The 23,177-nt window shown below is 44.3% G+C and carries 18 protein-coding genes; 17 read left to right on the forward strand and 1 reads right to left on the reverse strand.

Going from position 1 to position 23,177, the window contains the following annotated elements:
- Positions 1-168: 168 nt before the first annotated feature.
- The 3 genes from CS562_RS11735 to CS562_RS32905 all read left to right on the forward strand — a co-directional run bounded on the left by CS562_RS11735 (position 169) and on the right by CS562_RS32905 (position 8,102).
- On the forward strand, positions 169-2,451 hold the full coding sequence (locus CS562_RS11735) for a YhgE/Pip family protein (RefSeq protein WP_099855808.1): 2,283 nt from the start codon (positions 169-171) through the stop codon (positions 2,449-2,451).
- Between the two features lie 675 nt (positions 2,452-3,126).
- Entirely contained in the window at positions 3,127-7,725 is a 4,599-nt protein-coding gene (gltB, locus tag CS562_RS11740) for a glutamate synthase large subunit (RefSeq protein ID WP_076291488.1), read from the forward strand.
- A 221-nt stretch (positions 7,726-7,946) separates the two neighbouring features.
- Complete coding sequence (locus tag CS562_RS32905; protein ID WP_180287105.1) at positions 7,947-8,102, forward strand: hypothetical protein; 156 nt, start codon at positions 7,947-7,949, stop codon at positions 8,100-8,102.
- 101 nt (positions 8,103-8,203) lie between these two features.
- Here CS562_RS32905 and CS562_RS11745 read toward each other — a convergent pair whose 3' ends face one another.
- Entirely contained in the window at positions 8,204-8,572 is a 369-nt protein-coding gene (locus CS562_RS11745) for a helix-turn-helix domain-containing protein (protein WP_024632898.1), read from the reverse strand.
- 332 nt (positions 8,573-8,904) lie between these two features.
- Here CS562_RS11745 and CS562_RS11750 point away from each other — a divergent pair, with 332 nt between their 5' ends.
- The 14 genes from CS562_RS11750 to CS562_RS11815 all read left to right on the forward strand — a co-directional run bounded on the left by CS562_RS11750 (position 8,905) and on the right by CS562_RS11815 (position 23,158).
- Positions 8,905-9,339 carry a hypothetical protein gene (locus CS562_RS11750; RefSeq protein ID WP_099855810.1) on the forward strand — a complete coding sequence of 145 codons (435 nt, stop codon included), beginning with the start codon at positions 8,905-8,907 and terminating at the stop codon, positions 9,337-9,339.
- Positions 9,340-9,492: 153 nt separating this feature from the next.
- A complete protein-coding gene (locus tag CS562_RS11755) occupies positions 9,493-10,251 on the forward strand; it encodes a tyrosine-protein phosphatase (protein WP_099855811.1) in 759 nt (252 codons plus the stop codon).
- A gap of 66 nt (positions 10,252-10,317) precedes the next feature.
- Positions 10,318-11,070: a YveK family protein gene (locus tag CS562_RS11760; RefSeq protein WP_099855813.1), complete on the forward strand. Its 753-nt coding sequence runs from the start codon at positions 10,318-10,320 to the stop codon at positions 11,068-11,070.
- Positions 11,051-11,734, forward strand: coding sequence for a CpsD/CapB family tyrosine-protein kinase (locus CS562_RS11765; RefSeq protein ID WP_099855815.1), 684 nt, complete (start codon positions 11,051-11,053; stop codon positions 11,732-11,734). The genes CS562_RS11760 and CS562_RS11765 overlap by 20 nt, the downstream gene beginning before the upstream one ends.
- 262 nt (positions 11,735-11,996) lie before the next feature.
- The gene (galU, locus tag CS562_RS11770) at positions 11,997-12,905 is read left to right on the forward strand and encodes a UTP--glucose-1-phosphate uridylyltransferase GalU (RefSeq protein WP_099855817.1); all 909 of its coding nucleotides are present in this window, start codon (positions 11,997-11,999) and stop codon (positions 12,903-12,905) included.
- A complete protein-coding gene (locus tag CS562_RS11775; RefSeq protein WP_257219460.1) occupies positions 12,902-13,570 on the forward strand; it encodes a sugar transferase in 669 nt (222 codons plus the stop codon). Before galU ends, CS562_RS11775 begins: the two co-directional genes overlap by 4 nt.
- Before the next feature lie 33 nt (positions 13,571-13,603).
- Complete coding sequence (locus CS562_RS11780; RefSeq protein ID WP_099855819.1) at positions 13,604-14,566, forward strand: NAD-dependent epimerase/dehydratase family protein; 963 nt, start codon at positions 13,604-13,606, stop codon at positions 14,564-14,566.
- Positions 14,567-14,591: 25 nt separating this feature from the next.
- Complete coding sequence (locus CS562_RS11785; RefSeq protein WP_099855821.1) at positions 14,592-15,785, forward strand: glycosyltransferase family 4 protein; 1,194 nt, start codon at positions 14,592-14,594, stop codon at positions 15,783-15,785.
- Positions 15,786-15,792: 7 nt separating this feature from the next.
- Positions 15,793-17,106 carry a hypothetical protein gene (locus CS562_RS11790; protein ID WP_125477269.1) on the forward strand — a complete coding sequence of 438 codons (1,314 nt, stop codon included), beginning with the start codon at positions 15,793-15,795 and terminating at the stop codon, positions 17,104-17,106.
- Positions 17,103-18,266 carry a glycosyltransferase gene (locus CS562_RS11795; RefSeq protein WP_099855825.1) on the forward strand — a complete coding sequence of 388 codons (1,164 nt, stop codon included), beginning with the start codon at positions 17,103-17,105 and terminating at the stop codon, positions 18,264-18,266. Before CS562_RS11790 ends, CS562_RS11795 begins: the two co-directional genes overlap by 4 nt.
- A 1-nt stretch (position 18,267) precedes the next feature.
- Positions 18,268-19,350: a glycosyltransferase family 4 protein gene (locus CS562_RS11800; RefSeq protein WP_175383687.1), complete on the forward strand. Its 1,083-nt coding sequence runs from the start codon at positions 18,268-18,270 to the stop codon at positions 19,348-19,350.
- Positions 19,351-19,387: 37 nt separating this feature from the next.
- Positions 19,388-20,533 carry a glycosyltransferase family 4 protein gene (locus tag CS562_RS11805; RefSeq protein ID WP_099855828.1) on the forward strand — a complete coding sequence of 382 codons (1,146 nt, stop codon included), beginning with the start codon at positions 19,388-19,390 and terminating at the stop codon, positions 20,531-20,533.
- Positions 20,534-20,575: 42 nt separating this feature from the next.
- Positions 20,576-21,772: a glycosyltransferase family 4 protein gene (locus CS562_RS11810; protein ID WP_099855830.1), complete on the forward strand. Its 1,197-nt coding sequence runs from the start codon at positions 20,576-20,578 to the stop codon at positions 21,770-21,772.
- Between the two features lie 33 nt (positions 21,773-21,805).
- Positions 21,806-23,158, forward strand: coding sequence for a lipopolysaccharide biosynthesis protein (locus CS562_RS11815; protein WP_099855831.1), 1,353 nt, complete (start codon positions 21,806-21,808; stop codon positions 23,156-23,158).
- Positions 23,159-23,177: the final 19 nt, after the last annotated feature.

Genomic DNA, 23,177 nt, shown 5'->3' on the forward strand with positions numbered 1-23,177 from the left:
ATTGAAGGCAGTGAGGCTTGTCGAGAGACAGGTTTGTTTTTTTGCTCTAAAGTGACCGTTTGAGGAAAGTAGTCACTTCGTGTTTCCGTAAATTTCCGAAACGCGTCAAATTAATTTCATTATGGTTATTCTGCTTAGGAAGCAGAGAGAACAAGGGGAGAAAATGACATGAAATCTTTATCCGTGTTTTTCAAGGATGTGGGATCGGCCGTGAGAAACCCGAAGGTGTTGATCCCCGTTATTGCAATTTTGTTTATACCGATTCTATATAGTGGTATCTATTTGGCTGCCTACTGGGACCCATATGGTCATGTCGATGAAATGCCGGTTGCGGTTGTTAACCTTGATAAAGGTGCAGAACTGGAAGGTAAATCATTGCATGTCGGTAGTGACCTCGTGGATGAACTGAAGAAAAATGCAGATTTTAAATGGGATTTTGTCAGTGCCATCCAAGCCAAAGAAGGCATGGAAAACGACAAGTATTATATGCAAATTACGATCCCGGAAAACTTTTCATCCCAGGCAACCACGTTGCTTGATGATAAGCCAGAACCGGCTGATCTGATCTACGAACCAAATGGAAATTACAGCTTTGTGGGTGCGCAGATTGGCAAAACGGCCATCAAAGATCTGAAAGCTAAAGTTTCGGCCAAAGTAACGGAATCCTATGCGGAGACCCTGCTCGACAAATTTTCCGAAGTATCGGACGGATTGGCTGAAGCTGGCGATGGTGCAGGAGACTTGAATACGGGCGCAGGCAAGCTGGATGATGGAGCTGTGAAGCTCAAGGATAATCTGGCGAAACTGGCATCTGGTACATTGGAACTTCAGGATGGCTTGTCTCCATTAAGTGATGGTGTCAATGCACTACACACGGGGGCAACCAAACTTGAAAGTGGTACATCGAATCTGGTATCCGGTTTGCAGCAGCTTCAAGCTGCGGCGACAAGCCAGCTTCAGAGCGGTGCAGACCAGTTGAAGGACGGCAGTGCCAAGCTGGAAACTGGACTTAAATCTTCCGTGGACGGAGCAGGCAAGCTGCAAGCGGGTCTGCAATCGTCAGAGCAAGGCAGTGCGAAGCTGTCTCAGGGTCTGCAAAGTGCAGTCCAAGGCAGTGGCACCTTGGCCACTGGCCTTCAATCGGCAGTAGATGGCAGCAGTAAGGTTGCTGACGGTGCTCAGGGCGTTGCTGATGGGTTGAAGCAGTTAGCTGCATCCAACCCTGAACTGGCAGCCAGTGAAGACGTACAGAAGCTGCTGGCAGCCAGTGCAGCGGTCGCTGAAGGCAGTAAGCAACTGCATGAGAGCGAACAGAAGCTTGCGCAAGGTGCAGATCAATTACACCAGGGCAATCAGCAACTGGCAGCAGGTGCGTCCGAGCTGCATGGAGGCCAAGAGCAGCTTCTGACAGGTGCGAACCAGTTGGTGGATGGTCAGCAGCAATTGCTGGCGGGCGCTGGACAGCTTAGCCAAGGCGGAGCGAAACTCTCCGATGGTCTGAAGCAATTTAGCGGCAAGCTGGGCGAGGCTGCAAGTGGCGGCACATTGCTGGCAGATGGAGCCAAGCAACTGGGGTCCGGAACTACAGCCCTGCAAACGGGTGTGGGTAAACTGAGCGGTGGTGTGAGTTCGCTAACGGACGGCTCCAAACAACTCGGTGACGGAGCAGGCAAGCTGGCAGACGGTTTAACTGAGCTGAAAGACGGCTCAAGCGAACTGGCTACCAAGCTGAACGATGCGGCTCAGAAAACATCAGAAGTCAAGAAAACGGACGATGTGGTGAATATGTTCGCTGAACCTGTGAATACGTCCGAGAACACAACAGAGAACGTGAGCAATTATGGTACAGGGTTGACGCCGTTCTTCCTGTCCATCGGTTTGTTTGTTGGATCGCTGATTTCAACGATTGTTTTGAAAATGCGGGAAACTTCCGTACCGGGTGCAACAGGTTGGAACCGTTTTGTCAGCCGTACACTCGTATTCGGTTTTGTGAGCATTATCCAATCCGTGATCGTGGCAAGCTTCATGCTGTACGGTCTTGGACTGGAAACACACAGCGTACCGCTGTTCTATCTGTTCACGATCTTTACGGGACTGACCTTTATGTTTATTGTTCAAGCCCTCGTAACTTGGCTTGACTTGCCAGGGCGTTATGTTGTCATTCTGTTATTGGTCTTCCAGCTTGCAGCAAGTGCGGGAACCTTCCCGGTAGAGCTGATTCCGTCGTGGCTTCAGGCATTTAGCCCTTGGCTGCCAATGACGCACAGCATCATGGGCTTCAAAGCAGTTGTATCCAGTGGCAATTTCGATGTGATGTGGCATCAGGTCGGTATTCTGGCAATCTATGCAGGTATATCTGTGTTGCTGACCTTGGCTTTCTTCCTTTGGAGCGGCAGACGTCGCAAAAAAGAAGCCGAAGTGACTGAATCCGGTCAAGTGGTGACGGCATAAGCCGAATTAAACCGGAATAGGACAGAATAGTGAAAATAAACTTTGAACTCAAGTATCAAAATTATGCAATATAGTAGTCAAATAGTGCAAAGAGTCTGCGACCCGAAAATGGGCTGCAGACTCTTTTTGTATACAAATGCATAAGGATGAAGATATTCGCAGGATCATGGCAAGAGAAATTGGCCCAACTATGGTTAAACGCAGGCCACATATGGAATGATTTTCTTTTGTCAGTAATTAAAATTAGTTGTACTCTGACATAAAATGTGTATAATTATTCGAAAAAGAGATGAATTTTAGCATCAGTACACTAAAGCTGTACTGCAAAACATTTCTTATCAGAGGTATTAAAAAGTTTAAATTGCGCTGATGTTAGGTCGGTGTTAAAATAATAGAACTATATCAAAAAACGTCGCTCCATATCAGCGGCCGTGCCAGCGGTTGCGTGTTGTTATACCAAGCTGTTTACCGGGTGATCCGGACCAGCTCATCTCATGGATGGCCTCTGCCGCAATAGCAGCATTTATAAGATTGACAGCCCTTATTGCTGTCGCCCTCGTTCATCCAGCAGGCAATTTTTCAGGTTGAAAATGCCCGCCCCTCCCGTTTTATTGTTGCTTGTTGCCTATGTTCTTGATCTTTCCGAAATACTTCACTATAGAAAGGTTGCGTTCCATGAGACACATCGGATTACCTCCTAAACAGGGTCTGTACGACCCACAGTTCGAAAAAGACGCATGCGGAATGGGTTTTGTTGCCAACATCAAAGGAGTACCTTCACACGACATCGTTAGTCAGGCACTGACCATGCTCAGTAACATGGAACACCGCGGAGGACAGGGCAGTGAGCCGAATTCCGGTGACGGAGCCGGTATCTTGATCCAGATTCCACATCGCTATTTTGCACAGGAAGCGGACCGTCTTGGTTTTGCATTACCTGAACAGGGCTTTTACGGCGTAGGGATGCTGTTCCTTTCACAGGACCCTGTCATTCGGAGCGCGCATGAAGAGAGCCTTAAGAAGATCATCGAAGAAGAAGGCCAGACGTTCCTGGGTTTCCGGGATGTGCCTACGTTTGATGAGATGCTGGGACGTTCTGCGCTTGCAGCGAAGCCTTATGTGCGTCAGGTGTTCATTGGAAGATCGGCAGATGTTAAGGATGAATTGGGATTTGAACGGAAATTGTACGTCATTCGTAGACGTGCGGAGCTGGCTATTCGTTATTCGGCGGATGAAGCAGAAGGTGGTTCATTCTACCTGCCAAGCTTGTCCTGTCGAAAAATCGTCTACAAAGGCATGCTGACAACGGAACAGGTGGGACAGTTCTATCTGGATCTTCAGGAAGATCTCGTGGAATCAGCGATTGCGCTTGTTCACTCCCGTTTCAGTACGAATACATTCCCAAGCTGGGAACGTGCCCACCCGTATCGCTTCATGATCCACAACGGTGAGATCAATACGATGCGTGGTAACGTGAACTGGATGCATGCCCGGCAGTCGCTGTTTGAGAGCGAATTGTTCGGTAACGACATCTCGAAAGTAAAACCGGTTATCAATCCGGATGGTTCGGATACGGCCATGTTTGATAACACACTGGAGTTCCTGTATTTGAGCGGCCGTTCATTGCCACACGTGGCCATGATGATGGTTCCTGAGCCTTGGAGTACAGATGAGGGAATGGATCCTGCCAAGAAGGCATTCTATGAATATCACAGCACGATGATGGAGCCGTGGGATGGACCGGCAGCAATGGCCTTTACAGACGGTTTACAGATTGGTGCAACTCTTGACCGTAATGGTCTGCGTCCTGCACGTTACTATGTAACGAAAGACGACCGCATTATTTTGTCCTCTGAGGTTGGGGTACTTGATATCGCTCCTGAAGAAATTCTCTACAAAGATCGTCTGCGTCCTGGACGTATGCTGCTTGTCGATACACAACAAGGACGTATAATTGCGGATGAGGAAGTGAAAGCTCTCATTGCGGCCGAGAATCCGTATCAGGATTGGCTCGATGAGCATCTGATGGATCTGAATGAGCTGCCGGATGCACCGGAACTGCCTGATCCAAAACATGATAACGTGACGCAGCTTCAGCTGGCGTATGGATATACATTTGAAGAGTTGCGCAAAGTGTTGGAGCCAATGGCTTCAACAGGTATGGAAGCTACAGGCTCCATGGGTTATGATGCACCACTGGCGGTTCTATCGGATCGTCCGCAGCGTCTGTATAACTATTTTAAACAAATGTTTGCACAAGTTACCAATCCACCGATCGACGCAATTCGTGAAGAGATTGTAACGTCTACAGCAACAACGATCGGACCTGAGCGTAACCTGCTGAATCCTGAACCGGAGAGCTGTCGTCAGATTCGTTTGGATACACCGGTACTTTCTAATGAAGATTTTGCGAAGATTCGCCATGTTCGTCGTCCGGGCTTCCGTTCCATGACGATTCCGATCTTCTTTACAGCAAAAGAGGGCGCAGAAGGACTTCGCAAAGCGATGGAACTGCTCTTCGAAGCTTCAGACCGTGTCATTGACAAAGGTCACAACATTTTGATCCTGTCTGACCGTGGTGTGGACGCCGAGAATGCGGCTATTCCAGCATTGCTGGCTGTAGCAGGTTTGCATCATCATCTGATTCGTAAAGGAACCAGAACCAAAGTCAGCATTTTGCTGGAATCGGCAGAGCCGCGTGATATTCATCACTATGCCTTGTTGCTTGGTTACGGCGTAAGTGCGGTGAACCCATATCTGGCGTTTGAAACGCTGGATGACATGATTCAGCAAGGGCTGCTGCGTGGCATCTCACATGAGAAAGCCGTGAAGAACTACATTAAAGCCGCTACCAAAGGCGTTATTAAAATATTGTCCAAAATGGGAATTTCGACGATTCAATCCTATCGTGGGGCCCAAATTTTCGAAGCGGTGGGTCTGAAATCGGACTTCGTTGATCGTTACTTTACGTGGACGCCTTCCCGAATTGGCGGGATTGGCCTGGAAGAAGTGGCTGCCGAAGCATTGACTCATCACAACCGTGCTTTTACGGACAAAGATGGCAATGACAAAGTGCTGGATTCCGGCGGGGAATACCAATGGCGTAACGACGGAGAAGAGCATCTGTTCAATCCGCAAACGATCCATACGCTGCAGCATGCAGTACGCACTGGTGATTACAAACTGTATAAAAAGTATTCCAAACTCGTGCAAGGCGAAAATGATCAGTTGCTGACCATTCGCTCCATGCTGAGACTGAAACCAGTCGGTCCTGCGATTCCTTTGGAAGAAGTAGAGTCCGTCGAAGATATTATGCGCCGATTCAAAACAGGGGCAATGTCCTTCGGTTCGATCAGCAAAGAGGCACACGAAGATCTTGCTATTGCGATGAACCGTGTTGGTGGTAAATCCAATACAGGTGAAGGCGGCGAAGATCCGGCTCGCTTCATTAAAGATAGTAACGGTGATTCTCGCCGCAGTGCGATCAAACAGGTGGCATCCGGACGTTTTGGTGTAACATCCAACTATCTGGTTAATGCCGACGAGATTCAGATCAAGATGGCACAGGGAGCAAAACCGGGTGAAGGTGGACAGTTGCCTGGACGTAAGGTGTACCCTTGGGTTGCTGAGGTTCGTGGATCAACACCGGGTGTAGGTCTGATCTCTCCGCCACCGCATCATGATATCTACTCGATTGAGGATCTGGCCGAGTTGATCTATGACTTGAAAAATGCCAATCCACGTGCAGAGATCAACGTTAAATTGGTATCCGAAGTCGGCGTTGGAACGATTGCTGCTGGTGTTGCTAAAGGTCGTGCCGACATAATCCTCGTCAGCGGTTATGACGGTGGAACTGGGGCTTCTCCACAGGGTTCGATTCGCCACGCGGGTATGCCTTGGGAGCTGGGACTTGCAGAAACGCATCAAACGTTGATGCTGAACAATCTGCGTGACCGTGTCGTACTGGAAACAGACGGAAAAATGCTGAATGGTCGTGACTTGGCTATCGCAGCTTTGCTCGGAGCTGAGGAGTATGGATTCTCTACAGCACCACTCGTTGCACTCGGTTGTATCATGATGCGTGTCTGCCAGATGGATACATGTCCGGTAGGTGTAGCAACACAAAACCCTGAATTGCGTAAAAATTACACGGGAGATCCTGCTCATGTCGTTAACTTCATGCGTTTTGTTGCTGAAGATGTTCGCGAAATCATGGCTGATCTTGGATTCCGTACGATTCAGGAAATGGTAGGTCGTACCGATTGCCTCGAAACGGTAGAGGCTGTAGACCACTGGAAGAAAAAAGGTGTAGATCTGTCGGTATTGTTGCATGTGCCTGAAATGCCAGAAGGCTCTGCACGTTACCGTACACAGCATCAAAACCACCAATTGGAAGAGACGCTGGATATGCAGCAGTTGCTGCCATTGGCGCAACCTGCGCTTGAATCCGGTCAACCGGTTGAAGCGGTGCTTCCAATTACCAATGTAAACCGTGCAGTAGGTACCATTTTGGGTAGTGAAATTACGCGCAAATATGGAATAGCAGGATTGCCCGAAGATACGGTTCAATTCAAATTTGTCGGGTCCGCTGGACAAAGCTTTGGGGCCTTTGTACCTAGAGGTATGACATTGACCGTTGAAGGGGATTCCAATGACTATGTAGGCAAAGGGTTGTCCGGAGGTAAACTGATCGTCATGCCTTCACCGAAAGCCACATTTGATGCCGAAGATAACATCATCATTGGTAACACGGCTCTATACGGTGCAACCAGTGGTGAAGCGTATATTCGTGGTATTGCGGGAGAGCGGTTCGCTGTGCGGAACTCGGGTGCCAAAGTGGTTGTTGAAGGTGTAGGCGACCATGGTTGTGAGTACATGACGGGGGGACGTGTCGTCGTTCTGGGTGATACAGGTCGTAACTTTGCAGCCGGGATGTCCGGAGGTATCGCTTATGTGTATGATCCGAAAGGCACATTCCTGAAACGTTGTAATCTGGAAATGGTACTTTTGGAGCGTATCGAAGATGTCTCTGAGAGTGCAGATCTGCGAGGCATGATTCAACGTCATGTTGCGAACACAGGCAGTGAGGCGGGGCAGCGCATTCTGGATAACTGGCAGCAATCTTTAGATCAATTTGTTCGGGTTATTCCAAAGGACTTCAAACGAATGACTGAGCAAATCGAACGGATTCAGGCAACGGGCCTGACCGGAGAGGCTGCTTTGCTGGCTGCATTTGAAGCAAACATGCGTGAACTTGCACGTACAGGAGGTTAATATATTCCTGTCCGATTTCATGAACGGGTTGTATTAAGAATAATAGGAGCTTTATGGCGTCCAACGCGGCGCTGTAGAGCTCCTATTTGGTTTTCGACAAAATTAGAACCCGTACAAAAAACGCTATCGCCATGAGACGACAACATTGAAGAACTTTCTCAAGTATAATAAGGCTAGTTTTGGAGTGCAGGGAAAGTATAAAGATAAGAGAGGTTAGCGGAATGAATATGAAGCAACCAAACAGGGGCGATCGTAAGTCGAAAGGTAAACCAGTCGAAGCAACCCAGATGGACATCATGAAAGTTTTACTGCAATGCGGAATCGACCCGGAGCGTTGGAACCATTTCGTATCCTCCGACAACAACAAGCGCGCTTGACAACACATCGACAAGCCTAGAATAGATGGAGGGAAATCAAGACATAAAAAAGCCCAGCAACCGGAGAATGGTATTTCTCGGTACTGGGTCTTCTTTGCGGTTTAATCCATACTACGTTCCATACGGACAAAAGCAATAAAACGACGTGCCTCTTCTTCTGTTAAGGGTTTGCCATCAATCATCAGGCCGAAGCGTTCCAGCACTTCCTTATCCGATAATTCAAGGGCGTCCACGAATTCTCTTACGTCCTCATCCATTACGACATCACTTTGTTTCGTCCGTCCAATGAGATAATCAATGGATACACCAAAGATGTCAGCAAGTCTCGTTAACACTTCGAAATCCGGTTTGCGTCGGTTTTTCTCGTAGTGGGAGAGAGCAGCTCTCGTAATATGAATGGAGCTCGCAAGTTCTTCTTGAGTAAGTCCCCGCTGTTCCCTTAATTCAGCAATGCGATTTCCGTAGCTCATATGCTATTTCCCCCTGAACGCCATCAAATATATATTAGAACAATCCTGAGCCAAGTGTTTGATCAGGGCAGCTTTCCTGCATCATCGTAATGCCTTAGTAGTCCTAGTTGTATATAGGTCTGTCTAAGGACATCTCATATTGTCGTAAATCAAAAGAACCATGTCCAAATACTGCTTGACATGATACAAATTGTATCGTAAATTGGACGTATGGAGTTACAAAATGTATCATTTGGGATATTTTAAGTATGACCACGTTGCCTAGCCAATATACCTGTGAGAAGGAGTATAGGCAACTCTTGTAAGCTAATCCATTCTAAAGGAATGAAGCCATGAATTCAATGATTCAGGAATGGGCGGATCTCAAGTTAAATGTCCATATGTACATTCAGGAGTTTCATGGCAAATTGGTAGACCGCAAAAGACGCCCCGTTCTGTTGCTTGGTATGGACACACGAGCGATCACCTTCCTGAGCGACCTGGACTTGCCAATATCATCAGAGATGTTAATTGGTTTGGATGTAGAAGATAGCCATGTATGTGTACGACTTCACGCAAGGTTGCAATGGAAACAGCCCTTCGGAGAGCTCACATTGTATCATTCAAGTTTGCATATTCGGCAAGAGCAGACACTATATATAACGGGACAGTTAAATGCGATGATTCGTGACGTTCAGTTTCCCACGGTTTCCCGCTTTCAATATGAGAAAGCGAGCGAACAATGTGCCTTAAAGGAACCCTATCATTACATTGATTTTACCATATGAGTTGAACACATTCTAAACATATTCTGAACAAGCATGTACTTAACGCCATTTTACTATATTTCATAGCGTTATGCATTAGTTCTTTAACACCAAAAGCATTTGCGCAATGAATAAAGGGGCGAGGGGGATCATACTATTTCAGGAAGTTTAGATATGGTTGAAATGCACTGCCACATTTTATCCGGTCTGGATGATGGCCCTGTTCGAATGGAGCAGTCCATTGCGATGGCTGAGAAAGCGGTAACCTCAGGAATTACCTCGATCATTGCTACTCCGCATCACCTGAACGGGCAGTACAACAATCAACCCAACGTGGTCAATCAAGCAGTGGACCTGCTACATGCAGAACTTCGCAAACGCAACATTTGCTTGGAGATCCGTCCCGGACAGGAGATCAGGGTACATGACAACCTGATTGCAGACTTATACGCAGGAAAGTGCTGTACACTCGCCGGGAGCCGATACATGTTGCTGGAATTGCCCTTTGGTCATATCCCCTCGCAGTTCCCCGGGATACTCCATGAACTTAAGTTGGCGGGTATCATTCCTATTATTGCTCATCCCGAACGAAATCGTCCAATCCAGAACAATCCCGATTTATTGGTTGAATATGTTGGGCAAGGTGCTCTATGTCAAATCACGGCTCAATCGGTCATAGGACTTTTCGGACGAAAAGTTCAGAGATGGTGTTTTCATTTTTGCAAAGAAAACGGATTTCATTTCATTTCATCAGATGCCCATGATATGGAAAAAAGAACATTTTCAATGAAAGCCGCTTACCGTTTGCTTGAACGCCGATTTGGAAATCAACTGGTTCAAAGTTTGCAAAATAATGCTTGGTCGGTATGGAACAATCAAATCATAGAGCCGGAAAAACCCGTAATGATGAAGCGTAAATTGTTGTTCTGGTAACTGGATGAAAATATATAAGACACCGTTCTTCATCATAATTGCTGATTTAAATGGGAGGAATACGAGATGGAGTTAAAAGAGTATATGCAAATTTTACGAAAACGAATTTGGATTATTGTTGCCTTTGTTGCGGTTGCTTGCATAGGGGCAGGTGTTAAAAATTATTTTTTGACTGTACCTTTATATGAGGCAAATGCCAAATTAATCGTGAACCAGGCATATAACGTTCAAGGTGTTCCAAGCCTTGATATTAGTTCGATTCAAACCAATATTAAAGTGATTAATTCCTATATCGAAATTATTAAATCTTCAGCAATTCTCGATAAAGTTGCTGCTACATATCCCGATCTAGATATGAGCGGGAATCAACTAGCACAGAGCATAAGGGTAACGACCGCGAACGAATCCCAGGTTATGAGTTTGACCGCCACCGGTTTATCTTCTGAAAAAGCAGCGAAAACAGTAAACGCCGTTGCCAAAGTGTTTAAATCCCAAATCCCCGTAATCATGAAAGTGGACAACGTAACCATTCTGAGTGAAGCCAAGCCTACGGATTCCTCTAAACCTATTAATGTAAATCCTGTTATAAACATTCTGATTAGTTTCCTTGTTGGTCTCTTACTATCTATAGGATTTATATTCCTGTTGGAATATCTGGATGATACCTTGAAGACGGAGGATGAATTGGAAAAAGAACTGGGTATCCCCACACTTGCTGTTATCTCCAGAATCAGAAAAGAGGAAGCTCGTTTATCCAAGCAATCAACAACATCTCAAAAACAGGTAGGTGATGGCCAGTATGCCACGGTTAACCAATGAGAAAGGGACCCTTGTAACAATGGCTAATCCTAAATCTACTTCATCTGAATCTTACCGGAAGTTAAGAACCAATATTCAATTTTCTTCTATTGATAGTCAGATTCAAACGATCATGATTGCTTCGGCGTTGTCCGGTGAAGGGAAAACGACAACAATCGGTAATCTGGCAGTTACATACGCGCAGGAAGGGAAGAAGGTCCTTCTGATGGATACCGATTTACGCAAACCTACGGTGCATCGCATGTTTAATGTTCCTAACCATGTGGGGCTAACGAGTGTTTTATCCAGTCAATATAAAGTTACGGAAGTACTTCGAGAAACCGGAGTGGAAGGGCTGCATGTTTTGTCTTCCGGCCCTATACCTCCTAATCCTTCAGAGATGATTGGATCTCGTAAAATGACGGCTTTGCTCCAGGATTTGAAAGAAGAATACGATGTGATTTTATTTGATACACCACCTGTTCTGGCGGTTACAGATGCTTTAATTATTAGTTCATTGTGTGATGGAGTAATTCTTGTTGTGAGCGCGGGCAAGGTGAAAAAAGATCTTGTCAAAAAGGCAAAAGCCCATCTTGAGCATGTGAACGCACGTATCCTTGGAGCCGTCTTGAATAATGTTCAGCTGCCCAAAAGTCGAAGTTCTTATTATGGTGGAAATGCATAACGAATGTGCGCATTAAACTAAAGATAATATCATCAAAGGTGATGTCTACTATACCTTTATCAAGGTAGGCACTCGGTCACACTGTGGGTAGTGTACCTTAGACGTATATCGTCAAGGGTGTGATGTGAGGATGGGTTTAATGCCCTTTTATGAAATTAAAAGTAAGAATTGCATCAATTTATTTCATGATTTCATGGATTTTAATAAATGATCCAACTCATGCTTTTAAACATAAAAAATAATAATGGATAGGGTGGTATTTATGACTAAAGTGAGGAAAGCAATCATTCCCGCAGCCGGATTGGGAACCCGATTTTTACCCGCTACAAAGGCAATGCCTAAAGAAATGCTCCCTATTGTGGATAAACCAACCATTCAATACATCGTTGAAGAAGCTGTAGCTTCCGGGATTGAGGACATTATTATTGTAACGGGCAAGGGAAAACGTGCGATTGAAGATCATTTTGACAGCGCGTTTGAACTGGAGCAAAATCTGCTCGAAAAAGGAAAGCTCAGCTTACTGGAAGAAGTCCGGAAGTCCTCCAACGTTGATATTCATTACATAAGGCAGAAGGAAGCGCTGGGACTCGGGCATGCTGTATGGTGTGCTCGAAACTTTATTGGAAATGAGCCATTTGCTGTATTGCTCGGCGATGATATTGTGGTTTCGGATGTGCCGTGCACGAAGCAACTCATTCAGCAATATGAGAAGGTCAACCAGTCTGTACTCGGAGTGAAAACAGTAAGTCCAAGTGAAACCTATCGCTACGGAATTATTGATCCCTTGCATACAGAGGGGCGTTTATCTTCTGTAAACAGCATGGTTGAGAAGCCAACATTGGGTACAGCACCTTCCAACTTGGCTATTATGGGCCGTTACATTTTGACACCTAAAGTATTTGATTATCTGGAAGAACAAAATGTAGGTGCAGGTGGTGAGATCCAACTCACGGATGCGCTGCAAATGTTGAACCGGGATGAAGGAATTAGTGCTTATGATTTTGAAGGGTCCCGTTTTGACGTCGGTGAGAAACTGGGCTATATCCTGACCACACTTGATTTTGCTCTCAAAAATAAAGAATTGCGTGCGCCGGTCCTAATGGCGATTGAAGAGATTCTGATGAAGGAACAATTGAACCAAATGCTTGTCGCAGGAGGGGATAGTCTGTGAAACTTTCAAGACCGGAATACTTTGGGAGTGGAGAAGCCCTGGCCAAGGATGGCACTTCGGCAGTATTGGAACAGCCTTACTCCCAGCGTGTTGGCGGATATGCTGACATAATAAAACCGTTAATCGATTTTATTATTGCGGCTGTGCTGTTGCTGATTACATCACCGGTCATGCTTGTTGCAGCAATTTTGATTAAGCTTGATTCCAAAGGGCCTGTAATATTCAGACAAGAACGTTACGGGAAAAACGGAGTTAAATTTAGTATTTATAAATTCAGAACGATGCGTACGGATGCGCCCAAATATGGCATATCTCCAACGACAAGCAATGATCCGAGAATTACACGACTGGGTAGATTACTGCGTAAAACTAGCCTAGATGAGCTGCCACAATTGCTTAATATTATCAAGGGTGACATGAGCTTCATAGGCCCTAGACCTGAAATGAAGCGAATCGTAGAAGAAAGCTATACGGATCTGGAGCGCAGACGTTTTCTGGTGAAACCAGGGATTACTGGATTATGGCAAGTAAGTGATGTTCGCAAGGAACCGATTCACCATAATCTGCAATATGATTTTCACTATATCTCCAACGTCTCTATGAAGATGGATATCATTATCATTTTTAAAACCGTTGGCGTTATGATCAAAAGTAATACATTTTAACCAACTCTTTAGATAATATGGAGCGTGATCGCATTGAAACATGTTGTAGTGACTGGCGCGGCGGGTTTTTTGGGCTCACATCTAGTCAAATCATTAATTGATCAAGGACATCAGGTTACCGGAATAGATAACCTTTCAACAGGCATATCTAAAAATCTGCAAGAGGTGGCTAACAGCCCCCTCTTTTTTTTCCGTGAAGCTGATGTTACGCTACCCGACTCACTGGATTTTCTGGTAGATCAGCCAGTGGATGAAGTCTATCATTTGGCTTCACCTGCTTCACCCAAGTTCTATCAGGCAGATTCGATCGGGACGATCTGGGTGAACACTCGAGGAACCTATCATTTGTTGGAGCTCGCCCGTACCAAAGGAGCAAAGTTCCTATATTCTAGTACGAGTGAAGCTTATGGAGATCCTGAAGTTCATCCACAGCCTGAAAGTTATCGAGGTAATGTGAACACTTGGGGACCAAGGGCCTGTTATGATGAGGCCAAGCGTTTGGGAGAAGTTTTTTGTTATGAATACTACACGAAACACAGTGTTCCCGTGAAGGTAGCGCGTATTTTTAATACGTATTCCTCAGGACTACGAAACGATGACGGTCGTGTCATTTCCAACTTTGTAACACAGGCACTGACGGGGCAGGATATCACGGTGTATGGTGACGGATCACAGACTCGCTCCTTCTGTTATGTGGATGATAACATTCGAGGACTACAGCAACTGATGGCAGTAGATAGAGCAAATGGAGAAATTATCAACATTGGAAATCCCACGGAATATAGCGTACTTGAAGTTGCTCGTTTGGTTAAAGAGCTTACGCAATCAGACAGCAATCTCGTTTTTTTACCTTTGCCAGAAGATGACCCTAAGGTTAGACGTCCGGTCATTGACAAGGCTCGAGAAATTTTAAATTGGGAACCTGAGATTGGCTTGGAAGAAGGATTACAACTTACGATCGACCATTACCGGGCGATGCTGCAGGAAACTTCATGAAGCTGAACAAAGTGAGTTGAGATAAGTGCATAAAATATTGATTGCCCACAGTTTATATCCACCGCATGTCATTGGTGGGGCTGAAATATCCACACAAATCCTTGCTCAGACTCTGGATCTAAGTTATGACGTAAAGGTCATTACGGTAGGGGGACACAAGGAGGGCGAAGTGCGGAAAGATTCCGTTAACGGAATTGAAATCTTGAGATTGCCGTTTAACAATCGTTACTGGATTGGTGATTCTTCGAGGCAAGTATCTACCTCTGACAAAGTGTTATGGCGAGTTCAGGACATATTCAACATCAGACAGTATCGGTATATTAAACGATATCTTGCGCTGACACGTCCGGTTGTAGTTCATACCCAGAATATCCCTGGTCTCAGCCTGGCGATCTGGAAAGCAGCGTTTGAACTGGAGATTCCAGTGGTGCATACACTTCGGGATTTCTCACTGATTGAGCCTATTCAAATATCAGCGTATTCCAGAGTGTACAGACAAATTTCGAAGAGATACAGCCGCATGATCTCATCGGTAATTGGCATATCGCAACATATCCTCAGGACGCATACAGCGATGGGGTTCTTCGAACACGCCTCTAAACATGTGATTCATAATATTGTAGAGAATAATGATAATGTTCAGGACTTGTATGCTGACAAGGAGGTTCGTCATGATCAGCCGCTGAACATAGGATATTTTGGACAATTAACCGAAGTAAAGGGTGTTCATTATTTGATTGATGCAGTGAAAAAATTAGATCAGAAGGTTTTAGGAAAGTTGTTTATTCACGGAGATGGTCCGATGCTGCATCAATTGCAAGAACTGGCTGAGTCAGAACCGCGTATCATTTTTAAGGGCAAATTGGATAAATCACAAATCGCCCGGAGGATGGCAGGGATGGATTTGACCATCGTGCCTTCTACATGGGATGAACCTTTTGGTAGAGTGGTCATTGAGTCTTATCAGGTAGGTACACCCGTCTATGCTTCAAAGGTTGGAGGAATGCCGGAGATTTTGATGGATTCAGGGAGATTTACATTTGCAGCCCACAGTGCAGATGAGATTAGTAAGGCGATTCTCAACTATTATGAGTTGTCTGAATTGGAAAAAAATCAAATGAAGCTTCAATGCTTTGCACACAGTCAATCCTTTAATGAAGATTACCTTCTCAAGGAGCACGCCAACATCTATGAGAAGCTAATCAGGTGTGGAGGTTAACATGTACATGACTTCTTTGGATGCCAGAACCAGATCACATTCGTTTGCACAGATGAGATCCGAATCCCCGTCCTCATTGTTTACGGTGTCCATGCATTTTTTGCTTATCTATCTATCCATCTACGGTTTGATTTCAATTTATGTAGATAATATTGTGATTCGTTCTTTGAAAGACGTAGGTATGGTGTTCATTTCCATTTTTTCTTTTGCTAGAGTTTATCGTCATCAGGTTTCCTTCTTAAATCCGTTCCTGTTTATACTGGGATCCATTGTAGTGCTGGGAGCATTGAACGTATTGCTGGGTTCAAGTGTGGTTACGCTGATCTATGGTATCAAAATTACGTTTTTGCCTCTCGTGATGTTATTTACAGGCATGCTTATAGCTCAATATGATGGAATTTATGCATTTGCCAGAACTAACCTGATCATTTTTATGATGCTAATTGCGGGATGGTTAATTCAATACTCTTTGGGCATAGAAAAGCTAATCACCATGGGATTTGTATACGGAGTGAATATCAAAAACTATCTTGAGGGAGTACCACGCCTGTCTTCTATTACCTATTCACCTGACGGCTACGCTTACGCCCTTCTTATGACAGGTATAATTGCTGAACGAACCAGAGCTGCAGTGAACCATCGGAGTTTTCGAATATTGATCCAGCTGTTGACAATCAGCTTCTTGCTGTTATCTACCATTCGATCAGCACTGTTACTATGGTTCGTATATCAAGTAGGCATGTTTTTTCTGCATATTCGTAAATATACCAAAAAAAATACATTGATCTTAGGCGTTACTTTCATATTACTCCCAGCAGCTGTATTTTTCGGAGGAAAAATGCTGCAATCCAAAAATCTTCTTTCCAGTTCTTCCCTATTAGATCGATTGCAGTCATGGGGCAGCAATCTGACCTCTCCGTTCACGATGAATGGAATGATCGGTAATGGAATTGGCTCAGTAGGGGCTGCAAGCCGGAGAACACATATGATAGGACTAAACTCCAGTAATTTTGCGGTAGACAATCAGTACTTTTCCTTATACGAACAGACAGGTTGGATCGGAATCGTTTATTTTATCGCATTTTTTATGTGGATCGTTGTCTCGCTCGTGAAGAGAATGGATAAACTTCCTGATTCGAATTCTTTGCGTCTGCCTCAGGTAGGGCTCGCTCTTGGCGCAGGAGTGGCAGCCGCAAGTTTAACAACGAATGTACTTGAGTTGCTTCCTGCCAACGTTTTCTTCTGGATGTTCATTGGCATGGCTCTCTATCAGTATCGCGAAGCAGACGATATACATTACAAAGCGGGTGAGCTTAAATGAAAGTTTTGCATATAGGAGAATACGTTGTTGGCGGGGTAGCGACATATTTAAACGAGCTTGTTGCATACCAACGTCATATTTTTGATGTTTATTTGCTGATGAGCGACCATAATTCGGCTTCTGATTTTGATTTGGAGCCAGATCGCATTTTTCGTTACAAGTATAAACGGCACCCCAAGCACTTTTTTTCGGCCATGAGACAGATTCACCAAACCATACGACGCATTCAACCGGATATAATTCATGTTCACAGCTCATTTGCGGGTATGCTCGCAAGGGGCTTATTTTTTATAACGCCTCGAAAAGCGAGCGTGTTTTATTGCTCACATGGATGGTCCTTTCTAATGGATACTAAGCCTTTACATAAAAAGGCGTATTTCATGATCGAGAAAGTGCTGGAGTTCAAAACAGATTTTATCATCAATATTTCGAAGTATGAGTTGGAACAATCCGTTCGACTAGGAATGTCCCCTGCTAAATCGAGATTTGTATACAGTGGTCTGCGTGATCGGAAAAATATCCAACGACCAGATCATTCTTCACCAGTTGTTCAAGATGATTTGGATAAGACGAGTGTCATTCAGCTCTTATTCGTTGGCAGATATGATCGACAGAAGGGACTAGATATCCTTCTAGATGTCATGGGTAAATATCCTGAACTTCAGCAGTTAATCCGGCTATATGTCATCGGTGATAGTGTGCTGGAAAAGAATGAATGGAGCTTCCCTGAAAATGTTGTTCGGTTGGGTTGGGTGGACAATGCGGAAATTGATAACTATTACGAGCAATGTGATGCAATTATCATGCCATCAAGGTGGGAGGGATTACCCTTGGTAGCTCTGGAAGCTATGAAGAACCACAAGCCAGTGATCGCAAGCAATCGGGCCTCTTTGCCGGAGTTAGTCTCACATGGCATGAACGGATACATCTTTGATCTCGACCGACCCGAAGAGCTGAGAGAGATTCTTATGAGTCTGGATAAAATGACGCTGGCCGCCATGGGCGAAGTAGGTCATGGCATTTACAAGGAGAAGTTCAGCTCTGATCGAATGAATGAAGAGTTCGTTAGTCTCTATTATGAAGCGAGGAATATCGGGGTTGCCTTCCAGGGGGTTCATCCTGCTTCACGTTTGGAAATTTCAAAGAGAAATGGAGAATAACATGATCAGAATATATATTAATGCCCGCTTCCTAACTCAGACCGTTACCGGAGTACAGCGGTATGCTATTGAGCTTATAAAGGAAATAGACAAACTCATTGAGGCAGGAGAGGTGGATGGAACAAGATATGAGTTTTGTCTGCTTTCACCCGCAAATGTTATCACTAAACTTGAATTAAAGCATATCCGTCACCAGGTGGTCGGCAGATTCAAGGGACATGTGTGGGAGCAGCTTGAGCTTCCGCTCTATGCGAGGAAAGGATTACTGATCAACCTTTGTAACACAGGCCCGGCGTTCAAACGAAATCAGGTCGTTACAATCCACGATGCATCCGTATTCAGTTATCCGAAGGCATTTTCTTTTGCTTTTCGTTCATGGTATCAGTTTTTGACCGTTAGATTGGGGAAGATTTCCAAAAAGGTGATCACGGTATCCAATTTCTCCAAAGGAGAACTGATCCAACACTGCAAAATTGCCGCACAGAAAGTAACCGTCACTCATTTGGGCATTGATCATATTCATCATAGGCAAGCTGCTCAAGGAACGCTGGAGAAATACGGGATTAAATCACCGTACGTCCTGGCTGTCAGCACCATGAATCCATATAAGAACTTCAAGCTGATTTTAGAAATTTTGCCTGAGGTGAAGGCGCAAAATTTGAGTGTGGTCATTGTTGGTTCGAAAAACAGCAAGGTATTCAGCAATCACGCATTGAGCGAATCGGATGGCATAAATTGGGTGGGTTATGTGACGGACGAAGAGTTAAAAGCGTTGTACGAACATGCTGCTGGTTTCATTTTCCCGTCGTTGTATGAAGGATTTGGCTTACCGCCGCTGGAGGCGATGGCGCTCGGGTGTCCGGTGATTGTATCTTCTCGAGGGTCCATTCCGGAAGTATGTGGGGAAGCTGGGCTTTACTTTGATCCTCATCATCCGCAGGAAGCCGCTTCACGCCTAGTCGAGATTATGTCTGACCCGGAGCTTGGCCAAAGATTGTCCATTCAGGGCAGAGAGCATTCGGCTTTTTTCTCCTGGAACAAATGTGCCAAGGATACAGTCAACGTAATCATGAGTACGGTGTAAGAAGACTTTATGCGGTCTTTCAAGGGAGATAAAACCTATGAATAAGGTATTTGTTGCTATTGATTTCCCGCCCGAAAAAGGAGGGATTCATGATTATGCTTATGGACTTATAACACAGATTCCGGCAGAAGAGACTACGGTTCTAACGAATAAAATAAAGGATGTTGCAGCGTCAGAACAATTTGACCAGAAGACCGATTTCGAGATTATCAGGAAGCGAATCTTTTGGAATTCCAATAAGCTTCTGCTCATATTATCCCAGCTTATCCTAGTCTTCCAACTTATTATTTTGAAATGGCGCAAAAAGACGGACGAAATACACTTTGTCAACATATTTCCAGTAGGCATCACAGGCCCGTTTATGAAAACTTTTTTTGGGGTTAAATATTTCCCTTATGTTCATGGCCTTGATGTTATGGGGATGGTGAACAGCAAGTTGTTTCCACTCTTGTTGTTCATTTTGAGGCGGTCTGAAAAGGTGATTGCCAATAGTCAGTATACCAAGTCAAAGTTGGTGGAGCTCGGTATTCCGGAGAGACAGATTGTCATTATTCCACCGGGATTAAACGTAAGTAAACTAATTGGTGGTTCTGATTTCAATGAAAATATCAGGGATAAATATGATCTACAAGGCAAAAAAGTGATGATAACCGTCTCTCGTTTGGTTGAGCGCAAAGGACATGATGTCACTCTTAAAGCTATTAGTCATGTGATCGAGCGGATTCCTAATCTGAAATATCTAATATGTGGAGAGGGTCCACACAGAGGGGAATTGGAACGTCTGGTGAGGCAGTACGGGTTAGAATCTGTAGTCGTTTTTACAGGCGGCATCACTGACCATGAGCTGCATCAGATATATGAATGTTCTGATCTTTTTGTCATGCCTAGCCGTGATATTAAGGAAAAAGGTGATGTAGAAGGTTTCGGAATCGTATTCCTTGAAGCCAATTACTACAGATTACCTGTGATTGCGGGCAACAGCGGTGGAATTCCTGACGCAGTAAAGGACGAGATAACGGGTTATCTTGTAAATCCTCTGGATGAAAAGGAAATCGCCAATCGTATCGAAGAATTGATTACGGATGAAGGACTGGCCAGAACGATGGGAAATAACGGTTATGACTGGGTTATTAATCATTGCTTATGGTCGCATCGCGGACAGCTGTTGAAGCAACTCATCTAATTGTATCCACAATCTTCATGTTCTAATCTAGGAGGATTAAGGATGAAAATATGTATTGTTACCCATAGGATTGTTAAAGGAGAAGGGCAAGGCAGAGTCAACTATGAAGTCGCAGTTGAAACCTTAAGGCAGGGCCATGAAGTTATTATGATTGCCAATGAGGTGGAGTCACAATTACTTGAGAATAAAAGCGCTACATGGATTAAGGTATTCCCTTCTCTCAAGTTACCGCAGCTATTGCGCTATCAAATCTTTGCCTTTAAGAGTGCGATTCATATTCGCAAGCTAAGAAAAGCAAAACAGGTTGATCTTGTCATGGTCAACGGTTTTATCACTTGGGCTAAAGGTGACATCAATGCTGTTCACTTTGTACACAGCACATGGATTAAATCCCCCGTACATAGTTTCCGCGTACACCGCTCTTGGAAACGTTGGTATTTTGGTCTTTACACTCTTGTTAATGCGTTTCTCGAACGGTACGCTTTTCGCAAAAGCGGTAAGATTATTGCTGTTTCCGAGAAAGTGAAGAATGAATTAATTAAATTGGGCATTAAGCATGATAAGGTGCAAGTCATTCATAATGGAGTGGATGTGCGTGAATTTTATCCCTGTGAAACTGGGAAGAAGAGCAAAATGGATATCAACCCCAGCCAGGTTGTAGGTCTTTTTGCTGGTGATATCAGTAGTCCAAGAAAAAACCTAGACACCGTGCTAAAGTCAATGGTATCCGTACCTGCGCTATCTCTTGTTGTAGCTGGTTCTACTAACAGAAGCATTTATCCTCAAATGGCCGAGGATCTGAATATTAAAGATCGGGTTCATTTTTTGGGTTTCCGCAAGGATATGGGACATATCATGCGCAATGTGGATCTGTTTATCTTCCCTTCACGTTATGAGGCTTGCAGTCTAGTTGTACTCGAAGCACTTGCATCAGGAATACCGGTCGTTATAACAGAGGAATCGGGCGTAACTGAAATTATACGGAGCTCAGGCGAAAATATGCCCTCAGGAATTGTCCTGACTGATCCAAACGATGCAGAGCAGTTAACTAATGTTCTCAATTCTCTTATTCTCAACGAGATGAAAATGGAAAAAATGGGTAAGAAATCTAGAGAAATTGCATTGCAAAATGATTGGAAAATGATGTCCAGGAAATATTTAGACAGTTTTGAAGAGGTTCTGTATCAGAAAGAAAAGAAACGCTCCCTAAGAACACGGAGTTTAGAGGTTGAATCATAATTACGCCTGGCTAAACAGAGAGAGGTTAATCTTATGATGGAACTAGCTTCGAAAGGGAATATCAAACAGCGAAGTATATACACGTCCATATTAATGACCAGTTTCGCCAACATTTTGATAATGGGAATTACAACAGTGACATCTATTATTACTAGTCGAATGTTTGGAGCGGAAGGCAAGGGGGAACTGGCTGCGATTCTGTTTTGGCCAGGATTTCTTACCAATCTGGCAACGTTAGGCTTGCCAACGGCACTAATCTATCATATCAAAAAAAATAGTATTCAAATCCCTGTATATATGGGGATGGGATTTCTAGTGCAGATTCCAATCAGTATTATTCTAGGATTCATAAGTTGGTTTGGAGTATCAACATGGTTATCGAATTATCCTGATTCGGTTATTTCCATTGCGAGGGTATATATTACATCCCTTTCTCCCATTTTTCTGATCATTGGTGTATTAGCAGCGACGGCACAAGGTACAGAGAAGTTTCATATCTATAATTTCGCAAGGCTATTTGCCCCACTTATTAATTTCGTAGGCCTGGTTTTTTTATGGATTAGCGGAACCCTCTCATTGGAACGTGCTATTATTGTAAGTTTTATTTCCTACTTCATTGTACTAGGATTCTATGCGTACACACTTCGGATGCATATCTCAATACAGATATCCAAAGTTATGGGTCACATCAAATCCAGTTTGCACTTGTTTAGTTTTGCGGCAAGAGTAAGCGGAGTTGAGTTGCTCAACACACTTTATAATCAGTTTGATAAAATTATTATTTTAGCGTTGTTAACCCCCCGTGATTTTGGTCTGTATTCCGTCGTATACGCACTATCCCGTATGTTTAATGTATTCCAGACGGCTATAACGAACGTCATATTCCCAAAAGCTGCTGGATTGGAGCAAGAAAAAGTATTTGGTCTTGTGGGTAGATCGTTTAGAATCAGCATGATTTTTATGATGATCATTGTTGTGCCTAGTATGATCGTTGGTCGTTACTTTATAGGTTTATTATTTGGCGAAGAATTTTTGGATGCCAGCAGTGCTTTTTATCTTCTTTCATTGGAATGTGTTGTGGGCGGGGGAGCGAGCATACTGGCTTCTTCATTTAACGCTCTAGGACGGCCTGGAGTAATTCTGGTTGGACAGAGTTCTGCTGTTGTCATAACCATAACTTTATTTTTCCTTCTTACACCTCACTACGGATTACATGGAATTGCGCTTGCTCTGCTAACAGGTTCTGTTGTGCGGATTATGGTTTCTCTGATCTCATTAAAAAAAATATATAGTATTCCAATGAGACAAATGGTTTTTAACAAAGATGATGTTCATTTTTTGCTGAAACGCCTTAACCAGCAGAAATTTTTGAGGAGAGGTAGATGAGACAGAGTAAAAGCTCAAA

This window comes from Paenibacillus sp. LK1, from assembly GCF_002750415.1.
Taxonomy (GTDB): domain Bacteria; phylum Bacillota; class Bacilli; order Paenibacillales; family Paenibacillaceae; genus Paenibacillus; species Paenibacillus taichungensis.